The organism is Methylophilus sp. DMC14 (assembly GCF_056314085.1).
The window spans coordinates 139446-161814 of sequence record NZ_JBQUZA010000002.1; the positions used below are offsets into that span (position 1 = coordinate 139446).

Here is a 22369-nt window from a genome sequence, read left to right on the forward strand (position 1 = left end):
TAACGGGAAATCACACACAGACCCTCACATGCTCATCATCACAAGTCAATCATCACATGCCTAGGGATGCCAGCATGGCAAACGCCATAAACAACACAAAATGCGTCATGCCTTCAATCGCATTGGTTTCACCATCATGCAGATTAATGGTGGCCACAATCAAAGTCAAAAATGTCATCACCATCTGCGTGGGCGACAAGCCGACAATGAGCTGCCTGTCTTCGATCAGCGCAATCGCTTCAATCACCGGCACCGTCAAAATCACGGTAGACAAGGTAGCCCCGAGCGCAATATTGACTACAGTTTGCATGCGGTCATTAACGGCGGCCTTTAAGGCGGTGAGCACTTCCGGGCTGGCCGCAATAATCGCAACCACAATCGCCGCCACAATCGGCGGTACGCCGCTGCCAGTCAGGCCCGCATCCATATGCAGGCTCATTTCTTCAGACAGAAAGCCGATGGTAACGATGCCGGCCAGGATGTAAAGAATAGAAAATTTGACATTGGTACTGATCACCGGCACAGGCTGGCCCTGTTCCAGCATGGCCTGGTGCTGATCACGGTAGCTGAAGTAATTGCGGTGCCGCCCGGTTTGCATTTTGAGAAACAGGGCATAAAACACACTCATGGTCACGATGGTGAACATGGAATACACGCGCCAGTGCTCTGGCGGCAAAAAAGCGGGCAAGGCCATTGAGATGCCCAGCGCGGTCATGATCATGACGATATAGGTATTGCCCGAGTTGACGTTGTACTCGACCTCGCCGTACTTGATGCCGCCGACAATGGCACACAAGCCGAGAATGCCGTTGATATCCAGCATCACCGCGGAGTAAATCGCATCTCTGGCCAAGGTGGTCGAGGAGGTATGGCTGAGCATCATGACGATAATCACCACTTCGATGATGACAGCGCTGATGGTAAGGATCATGGTGCCATAAGGCTCTTTGAGCCGTTCGGCGACATATTCCACCTGAAACGATAACTGAAAAGCCAGGTTGATAATCAGCAAGACAAACAGGACCGCAATGATGAGCGACTCAGGCTGCCCGAGCGTGATGACTTTGTCGGCTTGCGCCAGCGCCAGATAAGCGAGAATGGAAATGAGCAGGGACCACAGTCCCTGGGGCGGTTTTTCTTTAAGCATGCGCTTAGATTGTCATCAATGAGTTGTCATCTTAACAGAGCCGCGCCCTTCTGTTGCATGTTGCGCAATACACTAGGGGTTGATGACCACCGAACACGTCATGCCTGCAACCAGCGTCAGGCCTGCCGGAATCTGGTCCAGCCGGATACGCACCGGGATGCGTTGTGCCAGCCGCACCCAGTTAAAGGTCGGGTTGACATTAGCCAGCAGGCGCACGTCGGTAGGGTTGTCGCGGTCGGTAATGCCGTGGGCAATGCTTTCCACGTGCCCCTTGAGCGTGGTGTGGCTACCCAGCAACTGCACGTCGGCTGCGTCACCCGGCTTGATCATGCTCAGTTTGTGTTCCTCAAAATATCCATAGACCCAGAACGAGTGCTGATCGATGACTGCCAGCTTGGCCGCCCCGACCTGGGCAAAATCGCCGGGCCGTACCAGCAGGTTGGAGACCCAGCCGTCCACGGGGGAGCGCACCACGGTACGTTCCAGGTCGAGCTTTATTTTTTCAACCTGTGCGACGGCCGCCTCATAATCGGCTTTCGCCGCCAGCGCCCCCAAATCGGTATCTTCACGATTCTCGCGAGAAATGACTTCATCATCCAGATGGGCCCGGCGTAAGGCTTGTTGCTGCTTCATCTCCCATAGCGATTTGCGCTGCTGGGCCACGGCCTTGGCTTCGGCCAGGGCATGTGCATAATGCAGGGGGTCTATGCGAAACAGCACATCGCCTTGATGTACATACTGGTTATCGTGCACCGGCACCGCCGTCACCAGACCGGCCACATCCGGGGCAATATTCACCACATCGGCGCGCACGCGGCCATCCCGTGTCCATGGGTAGTCGGTATAACGCACCCACAACGTGTAAGCCAACCAGCCAGCCGCCACGGCTATGCCTAGCGTGATCCCTGCGCGTAGCACGCCTGTGGTGACTTTCATCCAGATACGTTGCGTTTGCATGTGTCTCCCTTTCAATACACCATTAAGCCAAACAGCGAAAACAAGCCAAAAAACAGCGCCACCCGAAACAGCGCCGGGTACCAGAGCCGCTCGTAAATCGCCCATGCGGCCAGCCATTGATCTAGCTGCCAGACCACCACGGCGGCGAGCAAAAAGGCGACGAACAACGTCGGCACATGTGCATCCAGAAATGTCAGTTCACGCGGAATCCATGCGTGCCACATGTGTCGTCTCCTTCATAAGGACCTAGGGCTGAGCGCAGGCATTTCGGTGTCGATCACCAGCCGGACAAAATGTAACTGCGTTACCAGCTTTTGCACTTGCGTCGGCGACAAGCTCTGCGCATATTCACCGCCTTGCAACCAGACCAAAAAGTGATCCAGCCATTGCAAGACCTGTTGCTGATGTTTGCGGCTGGGCTGTTTATAGTCGTGTGCGACCAGCAACAGTGTATGTTGCACTAATCGCTGCGGCTGCGCAGGCAACGCCACCGCCGCCGTGCGCAAGGCCAGTACGGCATGGCCCATCTCCAGCGCCGCACACAATGCCTCTGCGACGTGGACGCTGTCTGCCGCTTGTGGTCTATGCAGGTCGCCCGAGCGCTGGATCAGGTCGCGTGCCCGCATTTCAAACGCCGCCGCGGTGATGGTGGTATTCAGGCAAGCCTCCACCACTAGCCCGCGCAATTGCGCCAGCAAGCGGCGCCTGGCCCAGGGGCTGGCGGCATAGTCAGTCAGGCTGAACAGGATGGCGGACACCGCCAGCGCAATCATGAGTGCAATCGAATCATTGAAATATCTGACCGGCAGGTCACCCAGCGCCTGGTTAAAGCCAACCATTAAAAAGTAGGCAATGCCCAGCCCAGCCCCGACAAGTGCGGTGGCAGGCCGGGCACTGAGCCAGGCCGTTAGCAAAATGGCCGGGGCAATGACGATGCACAACATGACGTAGTCGTGTGCCGCCGTCAGCCAGAACACATTGCTCAGGTAAACCAGCACAATGCCCAGTACCACGCCAAGCGTAAACTGGCGCAAGGTAGCCATCGGCGTCGGGCTGCCCGCAAACAAGGTGCTGGTAATCACGCCCAGGGTCATGGCCAGGATGCCAGAAGGCCAGTCTATGGTCATCCAGAGCACGGCCAGCACCAGCAAGGTGAGTGCGCCACGTGTCGCGGCAATTGCCACCGGCAACCAGTCAATATGCATTTGCAACTGCGCGGCTGCAAACTCGCGGCTGGCCAATTGCCGCTTGCGCGGATTGGCCACCAGCAACACATAGGTGTCCAGATAAGCCGCCAATTCGGCGGCCAGACGTTGCAACAACGCTGCCCCACTCTCGAATGTCAGCAACTGCGCCTCAGGCAGGGCCGACAAGGCCTGCCTCTGCCGCTGAAACGCGGTAGCAAACGCTTGCTGATACGCGGCAACCGCCTGTTGCAATTGCATCAGCTCTGGCGCGCTTGTGGCGGGTTGCCCTTTACTCAACACCGCCGTCGCCAGGGGTTGCATCAACTCCTGCAAAGCCTCGGCTTCATGCTTGCATCCACTGCGCTGCAGCCGCTGTTGCAGGCGCTGAAAGACGATGTAGGTGGTTGAAACCGCCATAAACTGCAGATTAAGCTGGTTAATCGTGGTGCTATGCACGCGCGCATCATCGGTTTCAAATTGCGCCGAAGCCCGGAAAGACTCCAGTTGATACAGGTCTTGCATAAACTTGAGAACGGGCTGATTCAGGCCAACAGCATCGCGCTGCCCAAGCAACAGACTGAAATCACGGAACTTGCCACGCACCACGACCTGAATGGTTTCCCACAGGCGCTGCGGCAGCACCAGCTCGCTCACCAGGCTGGCACTAAGCAAGCCCACCCCGATTTCTGACATGCGCGTTGAGGCAATTTGAAAGGTGTGCCAGGGCGTTAGCGTGGCCGGCAAGCCGACAATACACAGTGTGTAACCGGCCAGCACAAAGCCATAAGATTGAAAGTTGCGGTAAACCAGCGATCCCGCCGTGCACAAGCCTATCCAAAGCGCAGCCGCGATAAAAAACGGGAACCGGTCCTGCGCAAACCAGGCCACTAGCAATAGCGAAAACAGAATGCCGATCCCGGTCCCGATCAAGCGGTAATAACTCTTGGTAATCACCATGCCTGAACGGAAATGCATGACGATTACCACCGTCAATAGCGCCGTCGCTGGCTGGTCCATTTCCATTTTCAAGGCCAGCCATAAGGCCAGCCACGAGGCGAGCAAATACTTGAACAAATAACCGATGCGCGGGAAATCCTGCCGGTACCAGTCCAGTCCGGCCTGTTGCGCACAGATGGCCAGCCACCGCCCCACGTGGCCAAGTATTGCAATGCCAGCCGCCAGCGCGTGCCAACCTTGCCTAAGGGCGTGCCTGCGTGGCATGCGCCTCCTCCATCACGCCACCGCCCAAGGCCAGCATCAGTGTCGCATACGCCTCCAGGCGCGCGGCCTCCTGTTCGACCAGCACGTTTTTTTGCTGCAAGACCAGCAGATTGATTTGCAGGCTCTCCACCCGGTTACTGAGTCCGGCGCGGTAGTTTTTCAGCGCCAGCTGATGGGCCTGCTCGCTCTTGCCCAGGGCTTGCCGGGTATTTGTCATTTCAGCCTCTACCGTTTGCATGACCGACAACTGGCTGGAGATGCGCTCAAGCGCCTTCAGCAGCGTAGCGTTATAGTCCTCCACTGCCATGTCATATAAGGCCGTTTCGGCGGACAGATTGGCGCGTCGACGGCCGCCATCAAACAGCGGCAATGTCATGGCTGGGCCCAGATTACCCACCAGACCGGCACTGGAAAACAGACTCGCAAACGCCAGTCCCTGAAAACCGACATAGCCCAGCAAATTAATATTCGGGTAAAACGCTGCTTTGGCACTTTGTATATGCTTCTGTGCCGCCTCCACCCGCCATCTGGCCGCCACCATATCCGGGCGACGGCCAACCAGGTTAGCGGGCAAGCGGTCGGGCAGACCAACGCTGGCGGACAAATGCAAGGCTGGTCGGGTAATGCTTTCACCCGCGCCAGGCCCCTCGCCGCTCAGTGCCGCCATCTGATTTTTGAGCAAGGTCAGGTGCAAGTCTATCAATACCAGTTTGTTCTGCGCCGCTGGTAGCCTCGCCTCCAGACGACTCAGGGCGAGTTGGGTATTGAGTCCGGCCGCCAGGGCTTTTTGAGCAATGGCAATCTCGTGACGCAAATCGTCCAGCTCGTCTTGTGCCAGGTCGCGCCATTGATATTCGGCCGCAAGCTGGATCTCACTTTTGACTATCGCCGCCGTGAGCTCAATCTTGACCTGCTGCATTTCAGCATCCGCCACCCGCGTTTCATCCAGTGCCGCCAACCACGCCGATTTCTGCTGTTTCCACAGGTCCAGGTTGTAGGACATGTCTACGGTCGCCTGGTTGTTCCAGTTAAAGCGACCTGCCCACGGCTTGGGGATAAAACTCAACTCGGTAAACCGCTCGCGTGAAGAGCTGACTTTACCGCCAAGGTTGGGCAAGGTGGCGGCACGGGCCTGCTCGGCCAAGGCGGTGGTTACGGCCATGCGCGCCGTCGCTTTTTTGAGGTCAGGATGGTCATGCAGACTTTTCTCAATCAGCCGGTTAAGCTGTGCATCCCCATAGACCTGCCACCAGTGCTCGGTGGGCCACGCCATGACAGGCGCCTCCGAAATGGTTTTACCCAGCGCTAACTGATCCTGTAGCTGTGGCTGCGACACGGGCGCAATGCCTTTACTGCTGAGACATCCATTGAGCAACAGCGCCAAGAGCCAGACCGCACTGCGCGCAACCTGCCAGGGCTGACGCGGCGACAAAACAGTCAGTGTTGAGGTGAAAGGCAGAGACATAAAGTATGGCTGTTAATAGTACGGCATCAAACTAAATAATTAAAAAAATGATGCCGCCGTTTATTTAATCAAATCGACGCGGCTGGCCAATGTCGCCAAATCCGCAATCAGGGTGTCTCTTTGTGCCTTGGCCAGGACGTTCATAAACTGGGTGACGCATTGCACATAGTCCGGCATGACTTCATCGAGTTTTTGTTGCCCGGCCACCGACAAACGGATGAGGAATTTGCGCCTGTCACTGGTATCCATAAAGCGCGACACCAGGCCCTCACGCTCCAGCCCGTCAATGAAGCCAGTCATGGTGGCCTTGGTCACGCCGGCTTTGTCGGCCAGGTCTGAAGGCGAAGAAGTCAGGTCATCCTGCCGCATCAGCAAGACCAGCACCCACCAGCGGCCTTGCAGCAACCCATGCCTGGCCAGTAACGCATCCAGCGCCGTCGAAATATCCGACGCGGCGCGCAAAATACTGACAAAGTCAGAAATCGCTGTAATGTCTGTGCCAGGATAGCGGGTCACAAACTTTTCCAGGCTTTTGGAGGTGGGTAATTCTTTGAGCAGCAACATAGTACGGATCAGTATAGTATGGAATCAAACAAAATGCAAGCGCTGCTGTTAAGAGTCCTTGTTGTTTGATGTAGGCTCAGCAACATCACAAAAAATTTAATTGACCCAACGCAGGCTCAATCAATATCAAATATTCAGAATTGATTGAGCATAAATGATTGTTTCCGCAATCACTTCTATCTCAACTCGCTTACTCTTGGCTTGCTCACGGAGTATTGCATAAGCCTCTTCTTCTGAGATTTTTTTCGAAGCCATTAGAATTCGCTTCGCCTCATAGACTGTTGCCACCCCCGCAACTTTCCTTTCAAGTCGCTGAATACGCTTACGCCCTTCGGCAATATCTTTGAAACACTGCCTGGTAATCACCATGGAAGTAAGCAAGCCAAATTCGCGAATAGGACAAGCAACAACGCCTTTTACGCCTATCTTTAATGCCAGGTTTACGATGGTTGGGTTTTCATAAGCCACAACCGCAATAATGGGTGGGCAATTCTCTGAGTTAAACCAAGCATACTCTGCCACATTAAACTCAGGATTGATGGATAGAAAAATTAAATCTGTTAATTCAGATAACTCTGGTCGCGGTGGCCAGAATTGCGACGTCCTACAGCCAATCCGCTCTAATTGTTGAAGTAGCATTTCCCCATCTTTATCCTGAGGGTGAAATACCACCACATTCAAAGATCGCAGATCTCTTAATAACTCTGAAGTTAGTCTCAAAGCCTGAGTGGGCTGGCCGTTGGTCAAATTACATCCCCAATCGTCCTGAAACCAGACGGACATCTTCAAATGTATGTGTCACTAAATAGGGATCCGCATACACTTGATTTGACGATTCACGCACAATCGTAAATTGGCCATCAGCGTTTGCTCGTCCAATTCTAGGATTTAGATTTGTATGATGACTGAGTGGATCAATACTGATCAGGCCTTGTGGGGCATTAAACGCTGAATCCAATAGATAGGGTAAGAGTGCTTCAATATCATCATCGTTGGATTGAGCCATCGCGTTGGCAAACAAGTGAACCTGGAAATACGCTGCTTCCCAATTCATATTTGGGATTGCGCCATGCCCGAATTTTTTTCTAAAGTTAGCTAGACACTCCCGATTGACTTGAGAGTCTACAGATTGAAAATAGGGTGAGGCTGTAAAGTGGCCTACCGCAGCCTCAGCGCCCATTTGTGCAATTTCAGCCTCTGAGGTAGACAAACTTGCTATCGGCATTTGCTGAGGATTCAGTCCAGCCTGAGCGTAGTGCTTATACAAATATGCAGTGGTTTCTCCAACCACAGTCGAAAAAATAAAGTCAGGTTTTTTTTCTTTGATATCTTCAATAATGGGCAGAAACTCGTCTTCACTGGCATTCAACTTCAAATATACCTCACCAAGGACTTCACCATCTTCATACTGGGTCAGTAATTCTTTCATGATGCGATTCGACTCATAGGGGAAGATATAGTCAGAGCCAACCAGGTAAACCCTTGTACCATAATTGGAGGTCATATACTCGACTAATTGCACGATATTCTGGTTGGGCGTTGCACCTGTATAAATGACGTTATTGGAGAACTCAAACCCCTCATACATGGTTGGATAAAAAAGTAGCCTGTTCCATTTTTCTACCACGGGTAAAATAGCTCTACGACTGATGGAGGTGTACCCTCCGAAAATCACCTTTACCTTATCTTCCAAGATTAACTTTTCAGCAAAAGCAGCATCGAGATCAGGATTTGACTGGGTGTCATATGAAATCGGAACGATCATTCTGCCATTCACACCGCCAGCGGCATTCACCTCATCTATCGCAAGCAGAGTACCTTGTAGTTGCGAGTTTCCGATGGCCGAGACGACGCCAGTTTGGGAGTACAGAACGCCCACTTTGATTGAATGATCTTGCATTAATTTAAACCCCTACAACGTACCAAGGCAATCGGCCTTCAAGCATTTTATTGTATTTATACAACCAGAAGCGACAACCCAACCACTGCAGTGGCAGCGCCAAGATAGGCCACTATCTTCTCACGCCCTTTGAGTGAAGTGAGCATACCCGCCAACAGAAGTAATGACGAACCTGCCACTAAACCCACCCCGTATTCAAAACCTGTTGCATTAAACGGCATTTCAAGACCATGCGCATAGCCATGAAAAAGAGAGAACATCCCTACCAAAGGTAATAACAATGGCAGGGACAATTTGACCCTGCATGCTAACAGCACGCCACTGACAACCAATGTTAAAAGGATACCCATTTCACTGAAGGAAATAACCAACCCTGAAATGGCTGCAGCACATGCTAACGCCATTGCCGAAAGGCATACCACCGGCACCAACATGATTGCTTTGCCATCTCTTTGACCAGCGAGCAGTCCTATTGCAAACATAGAAAGTAAATGGTCAACCCCGCTAATAGGGTGACTGAAGCCTGCAAAAAAACCCATCATATCGTCGAAATGCCCAGGGTGCGCGTAGGTGCTTCCGGCCCACATCATCAAAAACATCGTCACTAGATATTTAGTGTCACTTCTCATATTTTCCTCTTTTCCATTTAAATTGATCATTCCTACGCATCTGCCCTAATCAAGCGCAGCTAATTGCAAAGATTCAACCATAAACTCTCGAACCAATATCCATGCTAAATCCAGCCCTTGTTTGAGGGATGCACCATCCTCCCCCAGCACCCTTACCCACACCCCGGCGTTGGATGGCAAGGTAGACACGCCCACATATAACGCCTCCATCGCAACCAATCCTGCCCGCAGATGGGTCGCCAGAGCGTCTGCAGACACCTGCTGGGCGATCACCATGAGTGTTGCCTGCGCCTTATATTTGCCGGTAATGCCTAGGGTCTTGCTTTCGTAGGTCTCCCCAGTCACCAATGCGCGATCCCTCACCAGCACTTCCCCTTGTAGATTACGGACACAGACGTCTGTCCGTAAACTCGTAAACGTCTCGCCATTGTGATTGGGGTTGTGCGCGATAAAAGAGTCGCAAAATATCACAGTCGCTGATGGATCCACTTTCAACTCTAGACTCGATATTAAATTGGCCATCGGAAACATAATCAGAGGCCCAGGCGCATATTCACAAAATGAGCCCGGCCCCGCTTCTATAAAGACTTTCTGTTGTGCGATGTCTTTCTCCATCCTGTGCACAACCGTCGCGGCCGCAGTGGTAATGCGTGCCTGGCTATTCTCTGCAAGGACGATCGAAACACTGGTTCTATCACTCTCAAAAATACCGCCACTAGTCGATTGCAAACATAAAGTAGCCATACTGGGCGGATCATTTGGTTTGTAATACGCTCGGCATACATGAAAGGGATAAGTGACAAATTGCTCATTGATATAAGTGCGCTTACCAGGCCCAGGAGACACAAATACCAATCTGACTTGATTGCCGCCTGTTGAACCAAGCTTCATTAAAGACAAAGGCACGGCTTCTCCACCTTCAATTGCCTCGACAATTGGTTCCACAAGCTGTAAGTGCTTAGCCCTCAAAAAGAACCTCCCTGGCAATTTTCTCGACCACCTCATCAATGCCATGCCCTTTGGCGCAATTGGTGAGCAGTATTGGCTTGCCGCCTCGAACCTCTTCCCCTTCCATCAACATCCGTTCGATATTTACACCGACATAAGGTGCTAAATCCGTTTTATTGATGATCAACAAATCGCACTGCATGACACCTAGCCCGCGTTTGCGTGGAATATCATCGCCGCCTGCGACATCAATGACGAATAACCAATAATCAACCAGATCAAGTGAAAAAGAAGAAGCCAAATTATCACCGCCACTTTCAATCAGGATGAGATCCAGATTTCCATATTTCTCATCCAGAAAATCAGCCGCCTGGATGTTCATTGTTGGATCTTCACGGATAGCAGTATGAGGACAGGCGCCAGTTTCGACTGCCATCACCCGGTCAGGTGAAATCAGTCCGCTCCGTTGAATCCTGATTGCATCCTCTTTAGTTACTAAATCATTGGTGATGACAGCGAGTTGGGTGCCTCTTGCAATAAATCTTGGAATCAGTTGCTCAAGTAAGGCCGTTTTACCCGACCCAACGGGACCGCCAATGCCGACCCTGGCGGCACCCTTATGTGGTTTGACAGTTTCTGTATTCATCTGAACATGTACCTTTGCGCCAATGGGAGTTTAGTTGAAGGCTCACAAGTGATTGGAACGCCATCAATGGAGACCTGAAAGGTTTGAGAGTTGACACTGATATTAGGCAAGGTCTTGTTGTGAAGCATATTGGACTTATTGATTTTTCTGGTGCCATACGATGGAAGCAGACCTTTTTTGAGCCCTAACTTGTCGGACAGACCAGCCTCTATTGCCAAAGGATTCACAAAGTTAAAGCTCAACTGACTTGGCGCGCCACCAAAAGCGCCCCATTGTGGACGCATAATGACTGGTTCACAGGTCATTAATGATGCAGCACTATCCCCCATGGGAGACCAGACAATGAAACCGCCTTTCACGACTAACTCAGGTTTGATGCCAAAAAATGCAGGGCGCCATAAAACGATATCTGCAATTTTTCCACTTTCCATTGAGCCAACATGTTCATCGATCCCAAACGCGCGTGCTGCGTTAATCGTATATTTAGCGATGTACCTTTTGATCCGCTCGTTATCCCCAATTCGGGAGGTTTCCTCTGCTAAACGGCCGCGCTGGTCTTTCATCTTGCTTGCCAACTGCCAGGTTCTACAAACCACTTCGTTGATACGCCCCATGCCTTGACTGTCAGAGCCAAGCATAGAGATGGCGCCCATATCATGTAAAACATCCTCAGCCGCAATTGTTTGCGCTCGAATGCGACTCTCAGCAAAGGCCACATCTTCTGGAATGGATGGGTTCAGATGATGGCAAACCATAATCATATCCAGGTGCTCATCGAAGGTATTGATGGTGTAAGGATTGGTGGGGTTAGTAGAAGAAGGTAAGCAGTTCAGCTCCCCGACGACTTTGATGATATCAGGTGCATGCCCACCACCAGCGCCTTCCGTATGGTACATGTGTATTGTTCTACCCTTGACCGCGGCCAATGAGTCTTCAAGAAAACCACTCTCATTTAGAGTGTCTGAATGAAGGCAAACTTGGAAGTCGAGTTCATCCGCAACAGAGAGGCAAGTGTCGATGACAGCGGGCATCGCGCCCCAGTCTTCATGAATTTTCAGACCAAAACAACCGCCTGAAAGTTGATCATATATTGATTGAGGGTTGGAGGAGCTTCTCCCCAAGAATCCAAAGTTGATTGGCCAATGCTCACTGGATTGATGCATTTTGCCAACATTCCACTCCCCGGCACTGTCAATACCGACGGTAATCGGCCCTAGTGACCCGCCTATGAGCGTTGTCAGGCCTGAACTTAGGGCGTGCTCGCAAAGTTGTGCGCTGTCAAAATGAACATGAACATCAATGCCTCCAGGCGTGGCAATGAGCCCTTCACCATCCCGCACCGTGGTCGCTGCGCCAATCACCAAGTCACTATCTACGCCATCCATAATGGCGGGGTTACCGGCCTTGCCAATCTTGACTATTTTCCCGGCCTTAATCCCAATGTCCCCTTTAACGATGCCGAGTACTGGATCAATAATCACCACATTTGAGATCAACATATCTAATGATCCGGATGCGCTATCAAACCCTGGCGCCATTCCAAGTCCATCACGGAGCGTTTTGCCGCCACCATGCAAACACTCATCCCCTGGGAATCCAAAATCTTTTTCGATTTCAGCAAGCAGCGAGGTATCTCCAAGTCGAACAGCATCGCCAACGGTTGGACCGTACATTGCTGCATATTCTTTACGCGTGATCTTTGCCATCTCTTACGCACCTTTAAAGTTTGATTGACGTGCCCGCTCTAAAGCGACCTCTAGCAGTTCTTCATTTTTTGCAGAACCATTGGTCAAGTTGTTTAAACCATATACTTCTGCTTTACCGCCAAAAGCGACAAGGGTCACCACTTTGCTTTCGCCCGGCTCAAAACGCACTGCGGTACCCGCTGGGATGTCGAGGTGCATTCCAAAAGATAATCTACGCTCAAAATCCAGGGCTCTATTAGCCTCGAAAAAGTGGTAATGGCTGCCAATTTGGATAGGCCTATCTCCAGTATTCACAGCTTTCAATGAAACCTGTTTTCTACCGGCGTTAATTTCAATGTCACCATCGGCTGCAATGATTTCACCAGGAACAATTTCATCCTCTGGCGCTCGTTTGAGTTTTCCTGGCCGGATTGGATCGTGCACGGTAACGAGTTTTGTCCCATCAGGAAAAACCGGCTCCACCTGAATCATCGTGACCATGGCTTCCACGCCAGGCATGACATCGTCAGTGGTGAGAATCTGCGAGCCATAACTAATGAGCTCGGCCACGGAACGTCCGTCTCTTGCCCCTTCCATAATTTCGTCAGCAATAATGGCAATCGCCTCAGGGTGGTTCAACTTTAGGCCGCGCTCCCTTCTTCTACGCGCCAACTGGGCTGCATTGAATATTGCAAAGCGCTCCATTTCTACGGGTGTTAGTAACATGCATTTCTCCCTCAATGTATGCCATCAATTAAAAAACAATCTTGAATCTGCTGTTTCATGCCGCATCACAGCAATGTCTGTTTCGGGTATATACGAATTAAGTTCTTCAAGCTGGACCAAGGGTTGCGAGAGCAAATGAGAGGAAATCTCATGCATGTTCTTGATGATGATCTGGCTATCAACATAGCCAATCAGACCCAGCCTGATGGCTGCACTGACGAAGGCTGAACAAAAACTATATCCAGACAACACGGCTGCCTGATGCTGGGTTAAACCGACCCCAAACCACAGCAAGCCTTGAACTGCCGAGAGTTGCCCAGGCGCTTTTAGGCTTTTGACGAGTTTCTTGTATTCTTCCGCATGCGGCGTGCCTAATTTTGCATGCGTGGTTAACAAGCCAGAACCAGCGCGTTCAGCCCCTGTTCTAAACTCCTTAGTAAGTGATAAAACATGTAACTCTTTATCCACGCGAGCAACCGCTGCTAAATCCCCTTTAGCCTGGTATGCAGCGATGAGGCCTGGCAATTCACAAGTGACCCAACGTCCTCTTAACTGACCCTCGATATACGTATTTAAATCAAACGAAGATTGAATTGTTTTTTCATTGCAGAGCGTCTCCAATCCCCAGGAAAAGGAAGTTGCTCCCGAAGGAAAGAAGCTGTCTGCATGCTGCAGAGTGATGAATAGGGAATCACTACTCATACACCAACTCAATTTTCACATCTGAAATAAAATGGAAAATGCGCTCGATATATCGTTCCTTCGGACCATTCAACATGATTCTCAAAATATCGCCCTCAAAATCCACTTTCCAGTGCATATTCCCGCAGAAATACCCAACCTCCAGCGCGGCAGCTAAGCTAGTGGGCCGCAAGCAAAGATATTCAACTTTAGCCATTTGAACGACGATCGCTTTTTTGTCTTCAAGGAGAAGTACAGCCCCGTTGGACAACATCTCATTTCTGGAAAGCTGAATCGCACACTCCGTGCCTTTATCCGTCTTCATCCGCAGTCGGTGCCTCAGAACATCGTCCTTATTCAGTACCAAGTGTTCAACAACGCCATGGTGATTTAAATCGTGTAACTGCTCAGCGACCTCCTGATCAGTCGAGTTAGCAATGATTTTATTTAGTACGAGCATTCATCTGTTCCCTTAAGCTTGATAAGTACAGCGATGTAAATTTTGAGCAAAAAAAAGCCCTGTTCAGTCAATAAACTGACTGAACAGGGCTTTCCTAGCCATACACTAAACCGGCAACATTGGCGATTTGTGTAGAATTAACAAACTGTATTCAAACTATTCTTAAATACTTTCATTGTCAACATTTTTGTGTTTTGCTTTGAATAATTTGCATAAAACCCGTCATCGTCGGCTTGGTCAAACATTCAGCGCTTTTCTCAAGTTTGGCTGACTTGTGTCGTAATTCAATTGTAGCCAATACTTTTATGAGCATGCCATGTCCATTTCTATTTCGATGTCCGCTGTGAGCACTCAAATGACCAGTACAGCCAGCACGAGCGGCAGCAGCCAGTCGGCCATAGAAGCACTGCAGAAAAAGCTGACCTCCCTGCAAAAAGACCTGAAGGAAGCGATGAATACGCAATCGAAAGAAGGGCAGGCCAAAGCCAAGCTCATCCAATTGCAAATCGAGGCGACGCAAGCACAACTGGACCAACTTATCCGGCAAAAACAGGAAACAGCAGAAAAGCAGAAGCAGTCAGAAGGCTCTTCAACGCTGAACCAGAACAACCAGGCGCCTGCCAAGCAGAAACTCTCAATGATAGACGAATATGTTTAAACTGTTTTCGGCCCTCAGCTTTGGTGGTCGGGCCAGGCATTACCTATAAAAAAGCCCTGTTCATTTCAACAGGGCTTTTTTATCGCCAGACGGCAAGTACTCACCGCTTAAGCTTTCATGGAATTGATATCAATCACAAAACGATATTTCACGTCACTCTTGAGCATGCGCTCGTAAGCATCATTGATATAGCTGGCATCGATCATCTCGACATCACTGACGATGTTATGTTTGCCACAGAAATCCAGCATTTCCTGGGTTTCCGCAATGCCGCCTATCAGTGACCCGGCGACATGACGGCGTTGCGTGATCAGGTTGGCGCCATGGACGTCAACCGGATCCAGCGGACCGACCAGCACGATAGTTTTATCCCGCTTGAGCAGGCCAATATAGGGGTTCAGGTCATGGGCAACCGGCACCGTGTCAATAATCAAATCAAAACTGGATGCATGCTTGGCCAGGTCTTCGGCTTGTGTGGAGATCAGCACCTCATGCGCCCCCAGCTTGGTCGCATCAGCCGCCTTGCTGGCCGAAGTGGTGATCATCACCACATGCGCGCCCATCGCGGCCGCCAGCTTGACGCCCATGTGCCCCAAGCCGCCCAGGCCGATAATGCCGACTTTCTGGCCGGGCTGCACATTCCAGTGTTTCAATGGCGAATACAAGGTAATGCCGGCACAGAGCAAGGGAGCCACGGCTTTGGTATCCAGGTTTTCCGGCACGCTGACCACAAAGTGTTCATCGACGGTAATCCGCTCGGCATAGCCACCAAAGGTCAGGCCGCCATGCTTGGGATCTTTGGCGTTGTAAGTGAATACCGTGTGGTCACAGTATTGCTCTTCGCCTTCATCGCAGGCCTCACAGTGACGGCACGAATCCACCATGCAACCGACCCCCACCAATTGCCCAGGCTTGAACTTGCTCACTTGCGGGCCGACCTGCCGCACGCGGCCGACAATTTCATGTCCTGGCACCATGGGATAAAGTGAACCGCCACCCCATTCATTGCGCGCCTGGTGAATATCCGAATGGCAAATCCCGCAGTACTCGATATCGATGAGCACATCGTTAGGACCGGGCTCCCGGCGGTCTATACTCATAGGGGCAACGGGCGAGGTTGCATTTTGTACGCCGTAGGCTGCAGTTTTCATCGCATCTCCATGTCTTTTTGTTCAACTAAATGTTCCGCGGCCAAAGTCGTCCGCAGTCTGATCAACAGTCTAAACAAGCGTACGTCATCCGGCTTGCCTGCTCTTCTCAAATCGTTGCCTATTCCTCTCGGATGTTTTGACAGGCCGCATAGACGCTATTGCTGAACGGTCACATAAGCATAGTCCCGTTGATTGCCAATAAATTCCCCTGGTGAAGTGATCAAGGCACTACGGACTGCACTCACCTCTTCCATCGGGCTGCGGCCAAACATGCGCTTGAACTCACGGCTAAACTGCGAAGCACTCTCATACCCCACCTTGGTCGCCGCCAGCGTGGCATTCATACCGTCTTGCACCATCAACAACCTGGCTTTGTGCAGCCGTGTTTTTTTCAAATACTGGATAGGTGAAGTGGCCGTGACATCGCGAAAGGCGGCATGAAACGACGGCACACTCATGGCAGAGACCGCCGCCAGAGTGTCCACATTGAGGGCGTTGGCATATTCGGCATGAATCAGGCGCAAGGCTTTGCTGATGCGGCCCAAATTGCTGTGCGTGCTATGCGCGGCCAGGATGGCAGAAGATTGCGCCGAGGTGAGCAGCCGGTAATGAATCTCGCGGATAATCGCCTGGCCAAGCACGGCAGCCTCCGTTTTTGATTGCAGGCACTCCAGCAATCGCACCACCGCATTGGAGAGTTGTTTGTCCAGCGCAGTAGAAATAATGCCGCTTTTGCCATTCACCTGCATCGGCGTTGTGTGCTCCAGACTCATTAATAACTCTGAGATCACCGATAAGTTGATACGGATAGAAATGGCCAGCAGTGGCTCGTCTGGGGAGGCGATGGTTTCGCTTTCAAACGGCAACGGCACTGACAGAATCAGAAACTGCTGCGGGTTATACTGGTAGACCTCACCGCCGAGGTAACCCACTTTTCTGCCCTGGCAGACGAACACAATACTGGGTTCGTAAAACACCGGGCTGCGTGCAATCGACCGGTTCCAGCGCATGAGTTTGACGCCATCGAGTGCGGTCAGGGTAAATCCCTCTTTGGGCGTCAGTGCCGAGAGCAGAGAAATAGTCCGTTCCTTGTCGTGCGCATGCCAGCATTCATTATTCATAATATCCCCGGTTGATTGAATAATCAGGCATTGATATTACTACCAAATAGCAATAAGCAGCAGATCCAAAATAGGAATAGGCAATCATTTCATATTTTTAAACTTTGCAGGGCTTGCGCAAGTGCTTACACTGGCTGAGCTAGGTATATTGGTTTAAATATTTGTAGAGAAGAGGATATCCGTGATGAAAAAAAGATTAATCACCTGCCTGCTGGGCGCCGTGCTTGCGACAGCGGCGAATGCATCCTGGGCAGATATCAATGATGTACGTGCCAATTTAAACAAACTGCATCTGCCGGATGGCTTTCAGATTGATGTGTATGCCGAGGTGCCGGGGGCCCGCCAGATGGCGCTGGGCACCAATGGCAATGTGTATGTCGGTACGCGTGGCAGTCATGTGTATGCCGTCGTCGATAAAAACAAAGATCACAAGGCTGACCAGGTGGTCAGCATTCTGGACGATCTCAAGGTTGGCAATGGCGTCGCCATGGTGGATGGCCATTTATATGTGGCCGAGCAGCATCGCATCACACGCTATGCCGCCCCAGACTTTGACCTCACGCTGCCGTTTAAGGCCATGCGTGAAGTCGTGTATGACCAACTGCCGGACAAGGCGCATCACGGGTGGCGCTATCTGGCGGTGGGGCCGGACAACAAGCTATATGTGACCATAGGCGCGCCATGCAATATCTGCGACCCGACAGGTCACGAGGCCTCAATTATCCGCATGAATATCGATGGCAGTCAGGTGGAAACGTTTGCCAAAGGCGTGCGTAACTCGGTCGGCATGGATTTTCAGCCAGGCACCCAAACCCTGTTTTTCACTGACAATGGCGTCGATCTGCTCGGACCTGATATCCCGCATGACGAACTTAACGCAGCGCCTAAAGCCGGGCTGCACTTTGGTTTTCCCTATTATGCAGGCGGCGATACACGCGATCCCAACTGGAAAAACAAAACGCCGCCTGCCGAGGTGGCCAAGCCTGTCGCAGAATTCCAGGCGCACAGCGCCAATCTGGGCTTCAAGTTTTACACGGGCAAGCAATTCCCTGCCGAGTATCAGGGCAATGCGGTAATTGCCCAGCATGGCTCGTGGAACCGCAAGGTGCCGGTTGGCTACCAGTTGGTGCGCGTGACTTTTGATGCTCAGCACCAGGTCAAGGAAACCAAGCCATTTATTGATGGCTGGCTCACCGCGGATGGCGAAGTCTGGGGCCGCCCGACGGATGTGTTACAGCTTGCGGATGGTTCGTTGCTGGTCTCGGACGATTACAACGGCGTGATTTACCGGGTGAGCTACACCGGCAAAGCAGGTGCGTCAGGCATGAACGCCAACACCGCCAACACACTGAGCGGATTCGCCATGCCTGAATCCGTCTTTGCCAGCCCGGACGGCACCCTATATGTGTCTGAAATCGGTGAATTTGGTAAAGCGGGCGATGGCAAAATCACGCGCATTGCGGCAGACGGCACGCGTACCACACTGGCAGAAGGCCTGAATGATCCCAAAGGGCTGGATCTGTTTAATGGCCAACTGTATGTGGCGGATAATGATCGCGTGGTACGGATTGACACCAGCAACGGCAAGCAGACCGTAGTCGCTGCCGCCAGTGCCTTCCCACAAAAACCAGTGTTCCTGAACGATATCGAGATTGACGGCCTAGGCAATGTCTACGTCTCTGACAGTGGCGATGACAACGGCAAGGGCGCGGGGATTTTCAAACTCACGCCTGAGGGTAAGGTCACGCAAGTGCTCAAAGCCAATGCCGGGATCAAACGCCCCAATGGTTTGCTCATGGATGGTCCGAACCGTTTGCTGGTCGCAGACTTTGGCACAGGCAAATTGTTCAGTGTTCAACTGGGTGGCAGCAAGCCGGTTGTGACGCTACTGAACCAGGGCTTTGGCGGCGCAGATGGCCTGATCCGCGACGCCTACGGCATGCTGTATGTCAGTGACTGGGCGGGCGGCAACGTCTGGCAACTCAGTGACCCCAAAGCGACGCCGCAACGCATCATCCAGGGCTATCAGTCAGCAGCCGATATCAGCCTCTCCGCGGATGGCAAATCGCTACTGATCCCTGACATGAAAGCCGGCTTTCTCTATCGTATGCCCATTCATTAAATAGATGTCTCAGCGTCAGGCATAAAAGCCCGGGATCTCCCGGGCTTTTTTTATTCCACAAGCCATGCGCTCTATGTCAAAATGCAACACACAGGCCTGCCGCTGGCAGCCTCAAACTCGAAAAATTTATTTTGTTTGGAGACGTCGATGAATAAACTGGTGATTGCTATGTTGCTGTCTTGTGTCTGTTTTTCTGTTCAGGCTGGCACGCAACAAGAAAAAATGAAAACCTGTAACGCCGATGCAAAAGCCAAGGCCTTGGCCGGCGATGAACGCAAAGCATTCATGAAACAATGCCTGTCCGCAGAGGGCGCCAGCTCAGGGTTGACCGCGCAACAGGAAAAAATGAAAACCTGTAACGCCGACGCTAAAACCAAAGCGCTCAAAGGCGATGAGCGTAAAGCATTTATGAAATCCTGCCTGTCCGCCAGTTAAGCGACCACTTGCAAAAAAAGCCTGTGTTTTACACAGGCTTTTTTGTTGCTTCTGCGATGCGCTAAACGTCGGCGCATGCCCCTGTTTGGCAAAATTCTGCCGCTGTAAGGATTAAGTAAGTGATCCGCTGCATGATACGAGATTATTTTATCTGTGGATCATTGCTGAGGTTTGGCCCGTGCGCGTCAAAAAATCTCCTTACCTGTTCGCTTATAGCGCCTGGGATATCATCCCTGTCCTTGCCGGTTGCCTGCATTTTCTGTTTTTTGCATGGATGATTTCCAGCTTTCATAGTCTGGCGCTGTGGCAAAAATGTGTGGTGGGACTGATCTATGCCTTTAGCATCTCGTGGAATGTGAATAGTGTTTCCCATAATTTTATTCACAATGCCTACTTCAAATCTGCCCTGCTCAACCGACTGTTCAGCCTGATGGAATCAGTCACCATGGGCTTCTCGCAAACCATGTATGACTATGTACACCGGCAACATCACATTGGCAACAATGACCGCAAAGGTGCCGATGGCGAGACCATAGACTGGATCTCCATTTATCGGCATGGCGAGCATGGTCAAGCCGAGCATCCGCTCAAATACTCGCTGCTGAGTTATTTCCGCGATGATCCCAAACGCATCTACGGTTTGATTAAAAAACATAGCCAGGCATTGGCCTATTTTGCGGTGTTTGAAGTCGTCGTGGTCACCTTGATGATCGTGGGCTTTTTGCTGTGGGATTGGCAATTCGGGCTGTTCTTCGTGTTTTTTTATTACCTGGGCCATTCGCTGACGGCCATGAATGGCTACTATGAGCACGCTGGCGCCAACCCGGACTTGCCAATTGCCTGGGGTGTCAGTTGCTATAACAAACTCTATAACTGGTTGTGGTTAAACAATGGCTATCACGCCGAACATCACTATCGGCCCAAGCATCACTGGACACAGATGCATACCTTGCACACACAAATTGCCGAGAAACAAAAACAAGCCGGGGTCAAGGTGATCCCTTGGCCACACCCGATTGGATTTATGATGGAATGGATGAAGGAACAATAAATGGCCGCCAAAAACAAGCCTGGCTTTCTATTTGCTTACTCTTACTGGGATGTGATCCCCGTTGTGTTCGGGATACTGCATTTTGCCTATTTGATTGGCATGTTTCTATGGTTTGACCGCCTGCCCTGGTACGCCAATGTACTACTGGGGCTGGTCTACGCCGTCAGCATTTCATGGAACATCAATGGCATCTCGCATAACTTTATCCACAACCCCTACTTCAAGTCTGAGTTCCTGAACCGGATATTCAGTCTGTTGGAGTCTGTGACCATGGTCTTCTCGCAAACCTTTTATGATGCCGTGCATAAACGCCATCATATTGGTAACAGCGACCGGCCGGATGCCAATGGCAACACCATAGACTGGCTCTCAATTTACCGCTACGGCAGCAACGGTGAACCTGAGAATGTCTGGGCGTATACCTTCAAAAGTTATTTCAGGGACGACCCGGCGGAAATCTACCGAGAAATTAAAAAACGCAATCCTGGCCTGGCGCGCTTTGGTGTGTTTGAAATCCTCTGCTCCATCCTGCTGGTGCTGGTCGGTTTTGTGCTGAACTGGAAATTCATGCTGTTTATGGTGCCGTTTTATTACCTTGGCCACTGCCTGTCTTCGCTCAACGGCTGGTATGAGCACTGGCGCGGCAATCCTGACCTGCCGATTGCCTGGGGGGTCAGCAGCTACAGCAAGCTTTACAACCTGATCTGGTTTAACAATGGCTATCATGCCGAGCACCATTACCGTCCCAAGCACCACTGGACCAAAATGCATGAACTGCATTTGCAAATTGCTGACAAACAGAAAGAGGCTGGCGTGCATGTGATTACCTGGTCGCATGGCCTGGGCTTCTTGCAACCCAAGTAGTCGGATCTCCCAGGCATCGTGGCATGGTTCCAGTGATCGTCATGGAAACTTTTAAAGCCTGGTGCCTGCTTTAAGGCTTTATGCCCAACTTTGCGACACCTGCCCTCGCCTGGTGACAGCAATCTCTCGCTCAATGATTCATACCAAGGAGTATTTCATGCAAACCCTATCCCGCTTGCTGCTCAGCCTCTCGCCTTTTTTATTGGCCTCCTGCAGTCAAATACCTTTCATGCAGCAGACTTCTGCGCACGCCACGCTAGAAGCCAAATCGGACTCACAGGTCACCGGCGATGTAGACCTGATTCAACAGGGCACGAAAGTACTGTTGATTGCCCGTGTGGCGGGCTTGACGCCCAACTCCATACACGGCTTTCATATTCATGAAAAAGGCGATTGTTCTGCGGTGGATGCATCGAGCGCAGGTGGGCACTTCAATCCTGATGCGCATCCACATGCCTCGCAAGCAACGCCTAGCCATCATTTTGGCGACCTTCCCAACCTGAAAGCAGACAACACGGGCAATGCCATTTACCGTGCCACGCTGGAGGATGCCAGTTTGGCTGAAGGTGCACATGCACTCATTGGACATGCGGTGATTATTCATCGAGATGCCGACGATTATGTGACTCAACCTGCAGGCAATGCGGGACCAAGAATCGCGTGCGGCGTGATTAAATAATGTCCTAAACCCACAGTGCCGATACGGGATCTATCCGCATCGGCACTGTGGGTTTGATTTTAAAACGCTGTT

23 protein-coding genes are annotated in these 22369 nt (G+C 51.4%); 6 read left to right on the forward strand and 17 right to left on the reverse strand.

The genetic code is table 11. The annotated features are described in order from the left end of the window. Positions 1-52 precede the first annotated feature (52 nt). From ACT53C_RS04875 to ureE, 15 genes are all read right to left on the reverse strand, one after another. A complete protein-coding gene (locus tag ACT53C_RS04875; RefSeq protein WP_194749354.1) occupies positions 53-1147 on the reverse strand; it encodes a calcium:cation antiporter in 1095 nt (364 codons plus the stop codon). 72 nt (positions 1148-1219) lie between these two features. Further along, positions 1220-2104 carry an efflux RND transporter periplasmic adaptor subunit gene (locus ACT53C_RS04880; RefSeq protein WP_476145098.1) on the reverse strand — a complete coding sequence of 295 codons (885 nt, stop codon included), beginning with the start codon at positions 2102-2104 and terminating at the stop codon, positions 1220-1222. A gap of 11 nt (positions 2105-2115) precedes the next feature. Then, positions 2116-2328 carry a DUF1656 domain-containing protein gene (locus ACT53C_RS04885; RefSeq protein WP_275356702.1) on the reverse strand — a complete coding sequence of 71 codons (213 nt, stop codon included), beginning with the start codon at positions 2326-2328 and terminating at the stop codon, positions 2116-2118. 12 nt (positions 2329-2340) lie between these two features. Then, positions 2341-4512 (reverse strand): FUSC family protein, encoded by a 2172-nt coding sequence (locus ACT53C_RS04890; protein ID WP_476145099.1) that lies wholly within the window; start codon positions 4510-4512, stop codon positions 2341-2343. Continuing rightward, positions 4490-5977 (reverse strand): efflux transporter outer membrane subunit, encoded by a 1488-nt coding sequence (locus ACT53C_RS04895; RefSeq protein WP_476145100.1) that lies wholly within the window; start codon positions 5975-5977, stop codon positions 4490-4492. Before ACT53C_RS04895 ends, ACT53C_RS04890 begins: the two co-directional genes overlap by 23 nt. Before the next feature lie 60 nt (positions 5978-6037). Then, positions 6038-6541: a MarR family winged helix-turn-helix transcriptional regulator gene (locus tag ACT53C_RS04900; protein WP_313987048.1), complete on the reverse strand. Its 504-nt coding sequence runs from the start codon at positions 6539-6541 to the stop codon at positions 6038-6040. A gap of 126 nt (positions 6542-6667) precedes the next feature. Further along, entirely contained in the window at positions 6668-7324 is a 657-nt protein-coding gene (locus ACT53C_RS04905) for an ANTAR domain-containing response regulator (protein ID WP_476145102.1), read from the reverse strand. Further along, positions 7290-8441 (reverse strand): transporter substrate-binding domain-containing protein, encoded by a 1152-nt coding sequence (locus tag ACT53C_RS04910; RefSeq protein WP_476145104.1) that lies wholly within the window; start codon positions 8439-8441, stop codon positions 7290-7292. The genes ACT53C_RS04905 and ACT53C_RS04910 overlap by 35 nt, the downstream gene beginning before the upstream one ends. Before the next feature lie 56 nt (positions 8442-8497). Next, a complete protein-coding gene (locus ACT53C_RS04915; RefSeq protein ID WP_476145106.1) occupies positions 8498-9070 on the reverse strand; it encodes a HupE/UreJ family protein in 573 nt (190 codons plus the stop codon). Positions 9071-9115: 45 nt separating this feature from the next. Beyond that, the gene (locus ACT53C_RS04920; protein ID WP_476145108.1) at positions 9116-9814 is read right to left on the reverse strand and encodes an urease accessory protein UreD; all 699 of its coding nucleotides are present in this window, start codon (positions 9812-9814) and stop codon (positions 9116-9118) included. A gap of 214 nt (positions 9815-10028) precedes the next feature. Continuing rightward, positions 10029-10664, reverse strand: a complete 636-nt coding sequence (gene ureG, locus ACT53C_RS04925; protein ID WP_313987034.1) for an urease accessory protein UreG — start codon at positions 10662-10664, stop codon at positions 10029-10031. Next, a complete protein-coding gene (gene ureC / locus ACT53C_RS04930; RefSeq protein WP_476145110.1) occupies positions 10661-12370 on the reverse strand; it encodes an urease subunit alpha in 1710 nt (569 codons plus the stop codon). Before ureC ends, ureG begins: the two co-directional genes overlap by 4 nt. A gap of 3 nt (positions 12371-12373) precedes the next feature. Then, positions 12374-13075 (reverse strand): urease subunit gamma, encoded by a 702-nt coding sequence (locus tag ACT53C_RS04935; RefSeq protein WP_476145111.1) that lies wholly within the window; start codon positions 13073-13075, stop codon positions 12374-12376. A gap of 24 nt (positions 13076-13099) precedes the next feature. Continuing rightward, on the reverse strand, positions 13100-13777 hold the full coding sequence (locus tag ACT53C_RS04940; protein ID WP_476145112.1) for an urease accessory protein UreF: 678 nt from the start codon (positions 13775-13777) through the stop codon (positions 13100-13102). Beyond that, positions 13770-14216, reverse strand: a complete 447-nt coding sequence (gene ureE / locus ACT53C_RS04945) for an urease accessory protein UreE (protein WP_476145113.1) — start codon at positions 14214-14216, stop codon at positions 13770-13772. The genes ACT53C_RS04940 and ureE overlap by 8 nt, the downstream gene beginning before the upstream one ends. 316 nt (positions 14217-14532) lie before the next feature. Between ureE and ACT53C_RS04950 the strand changes: the two genes are divergently transcribed. Further along, complete coding sequence (locus ACT53C_RS04950) at positions 14533-14874, forward strand: FlxA-like family protein (protein ID WP_476145114.1); 342 nt, start codon at positions 14533-14535, stop codon at positions 14872-14874. Between the two features lie 107 nt (positions 14875-14981). Here ACT53C_RS04950 and ACT53C_RS04955 read toward each other — a convergent pair whose 3' ends face one another. Together ACT53C_RS04955 and ACT53C_RS04960 are read right to left on the reverse strand one after the other, a co-directional pair. Further along, positions 14982-16025 carry an NAD(P)-dependent alcohol dehydrogenase gene (locus ACT53C_RS04955; RefSeq protein ID WP_476145115.1) on the reverse strand — a complete coding sequence of 348 codons (1044 nt, stop codon included), beginning with the start codon at positions 16023-16025 and terminating at the stop codon, positions 14982-14984. A gap of 155 nt (positions 16026-16180) precedes the next feature. Then, positions 16181-17146: an AraC family transcriptional regulator gene (locus ACT53C_RS04960; RefSeq protein ID WP_194749347.1), complete on the reverse strand. Its 966-nt coding sequence runs from the start codon at positions 17144-17146 to the stop codon at positions 16181-16183. A gap of 184 nt (positions 17147-17330) precedes the next feature. Between ACT53C_RS04960 and ACT53C_RS04965 the strand changes: the two genes are divergently transcribed. From ACT53C_RS04965 to ACT53C_RS04985, 5 genes are all read left to right on the forward strand, one after another. Then, the gene (locus ACT53C_RS04965) at positions 17331-19268 is read left to right on the forward strand and encodes an SMP-30/gluconolactonase/LRE family protein (protein WP_476145116.1); all 1938 of its coding nucleotides are present in this window, start codon (positions 17331-17333) and stop codon (positions 19266-19268) included. A gap of 147 nt (positions 19269-19415) precedes the next feature. Beyond that, positions 19416-19703: a PsiF family protein gene (locus tag ACT53C_RS04970; protein ID WP_194749345.1), complete on the forward strand. Its 288-nt coding sequence runs from the start codon at positions 19416-19418 to the stop codon at positions 19701-19703. Positions 19704-19881: 178 nt separating this feature from the next. Next, on the forward strand, positions 19882-20754 hold the full coding sequence (locus ACT53C_RS04975) for a fatty acid desaturase family protein (RefSeq protein ID WP_476145117.1): 873 nt from the start codon (positions 19882-19884) through the stop codon (positions 20752-20754). After that, positions 20755-21618 carry a fatty acid desaturase family protein gene (locus ACT53C_RS04980; protein ID WP_275356683.1) on the forward strand — a complete coding sequence of 288 codons (864 nt, stop codon included), beginning with the start codon at positions 20755-20757 and terminating at the stop codon, positions 21616-21618. A 157-nt stretch (positions 21619-21775) separates the two neighbouring features. Beyond that, positions 21776-22297: a superoxide dismutase family protein gene (locus tag ACT53C_RS04985; RefSeq protein WP_476145118.1), complete on the forward strand. Its 522-nt coding sequence runs from the start codon at positions 21776-21778 to the stop codon at positions 22295-22297. The last annotated feature ends 72 nt before the right edge of the window (positions 22298-22369 follow it).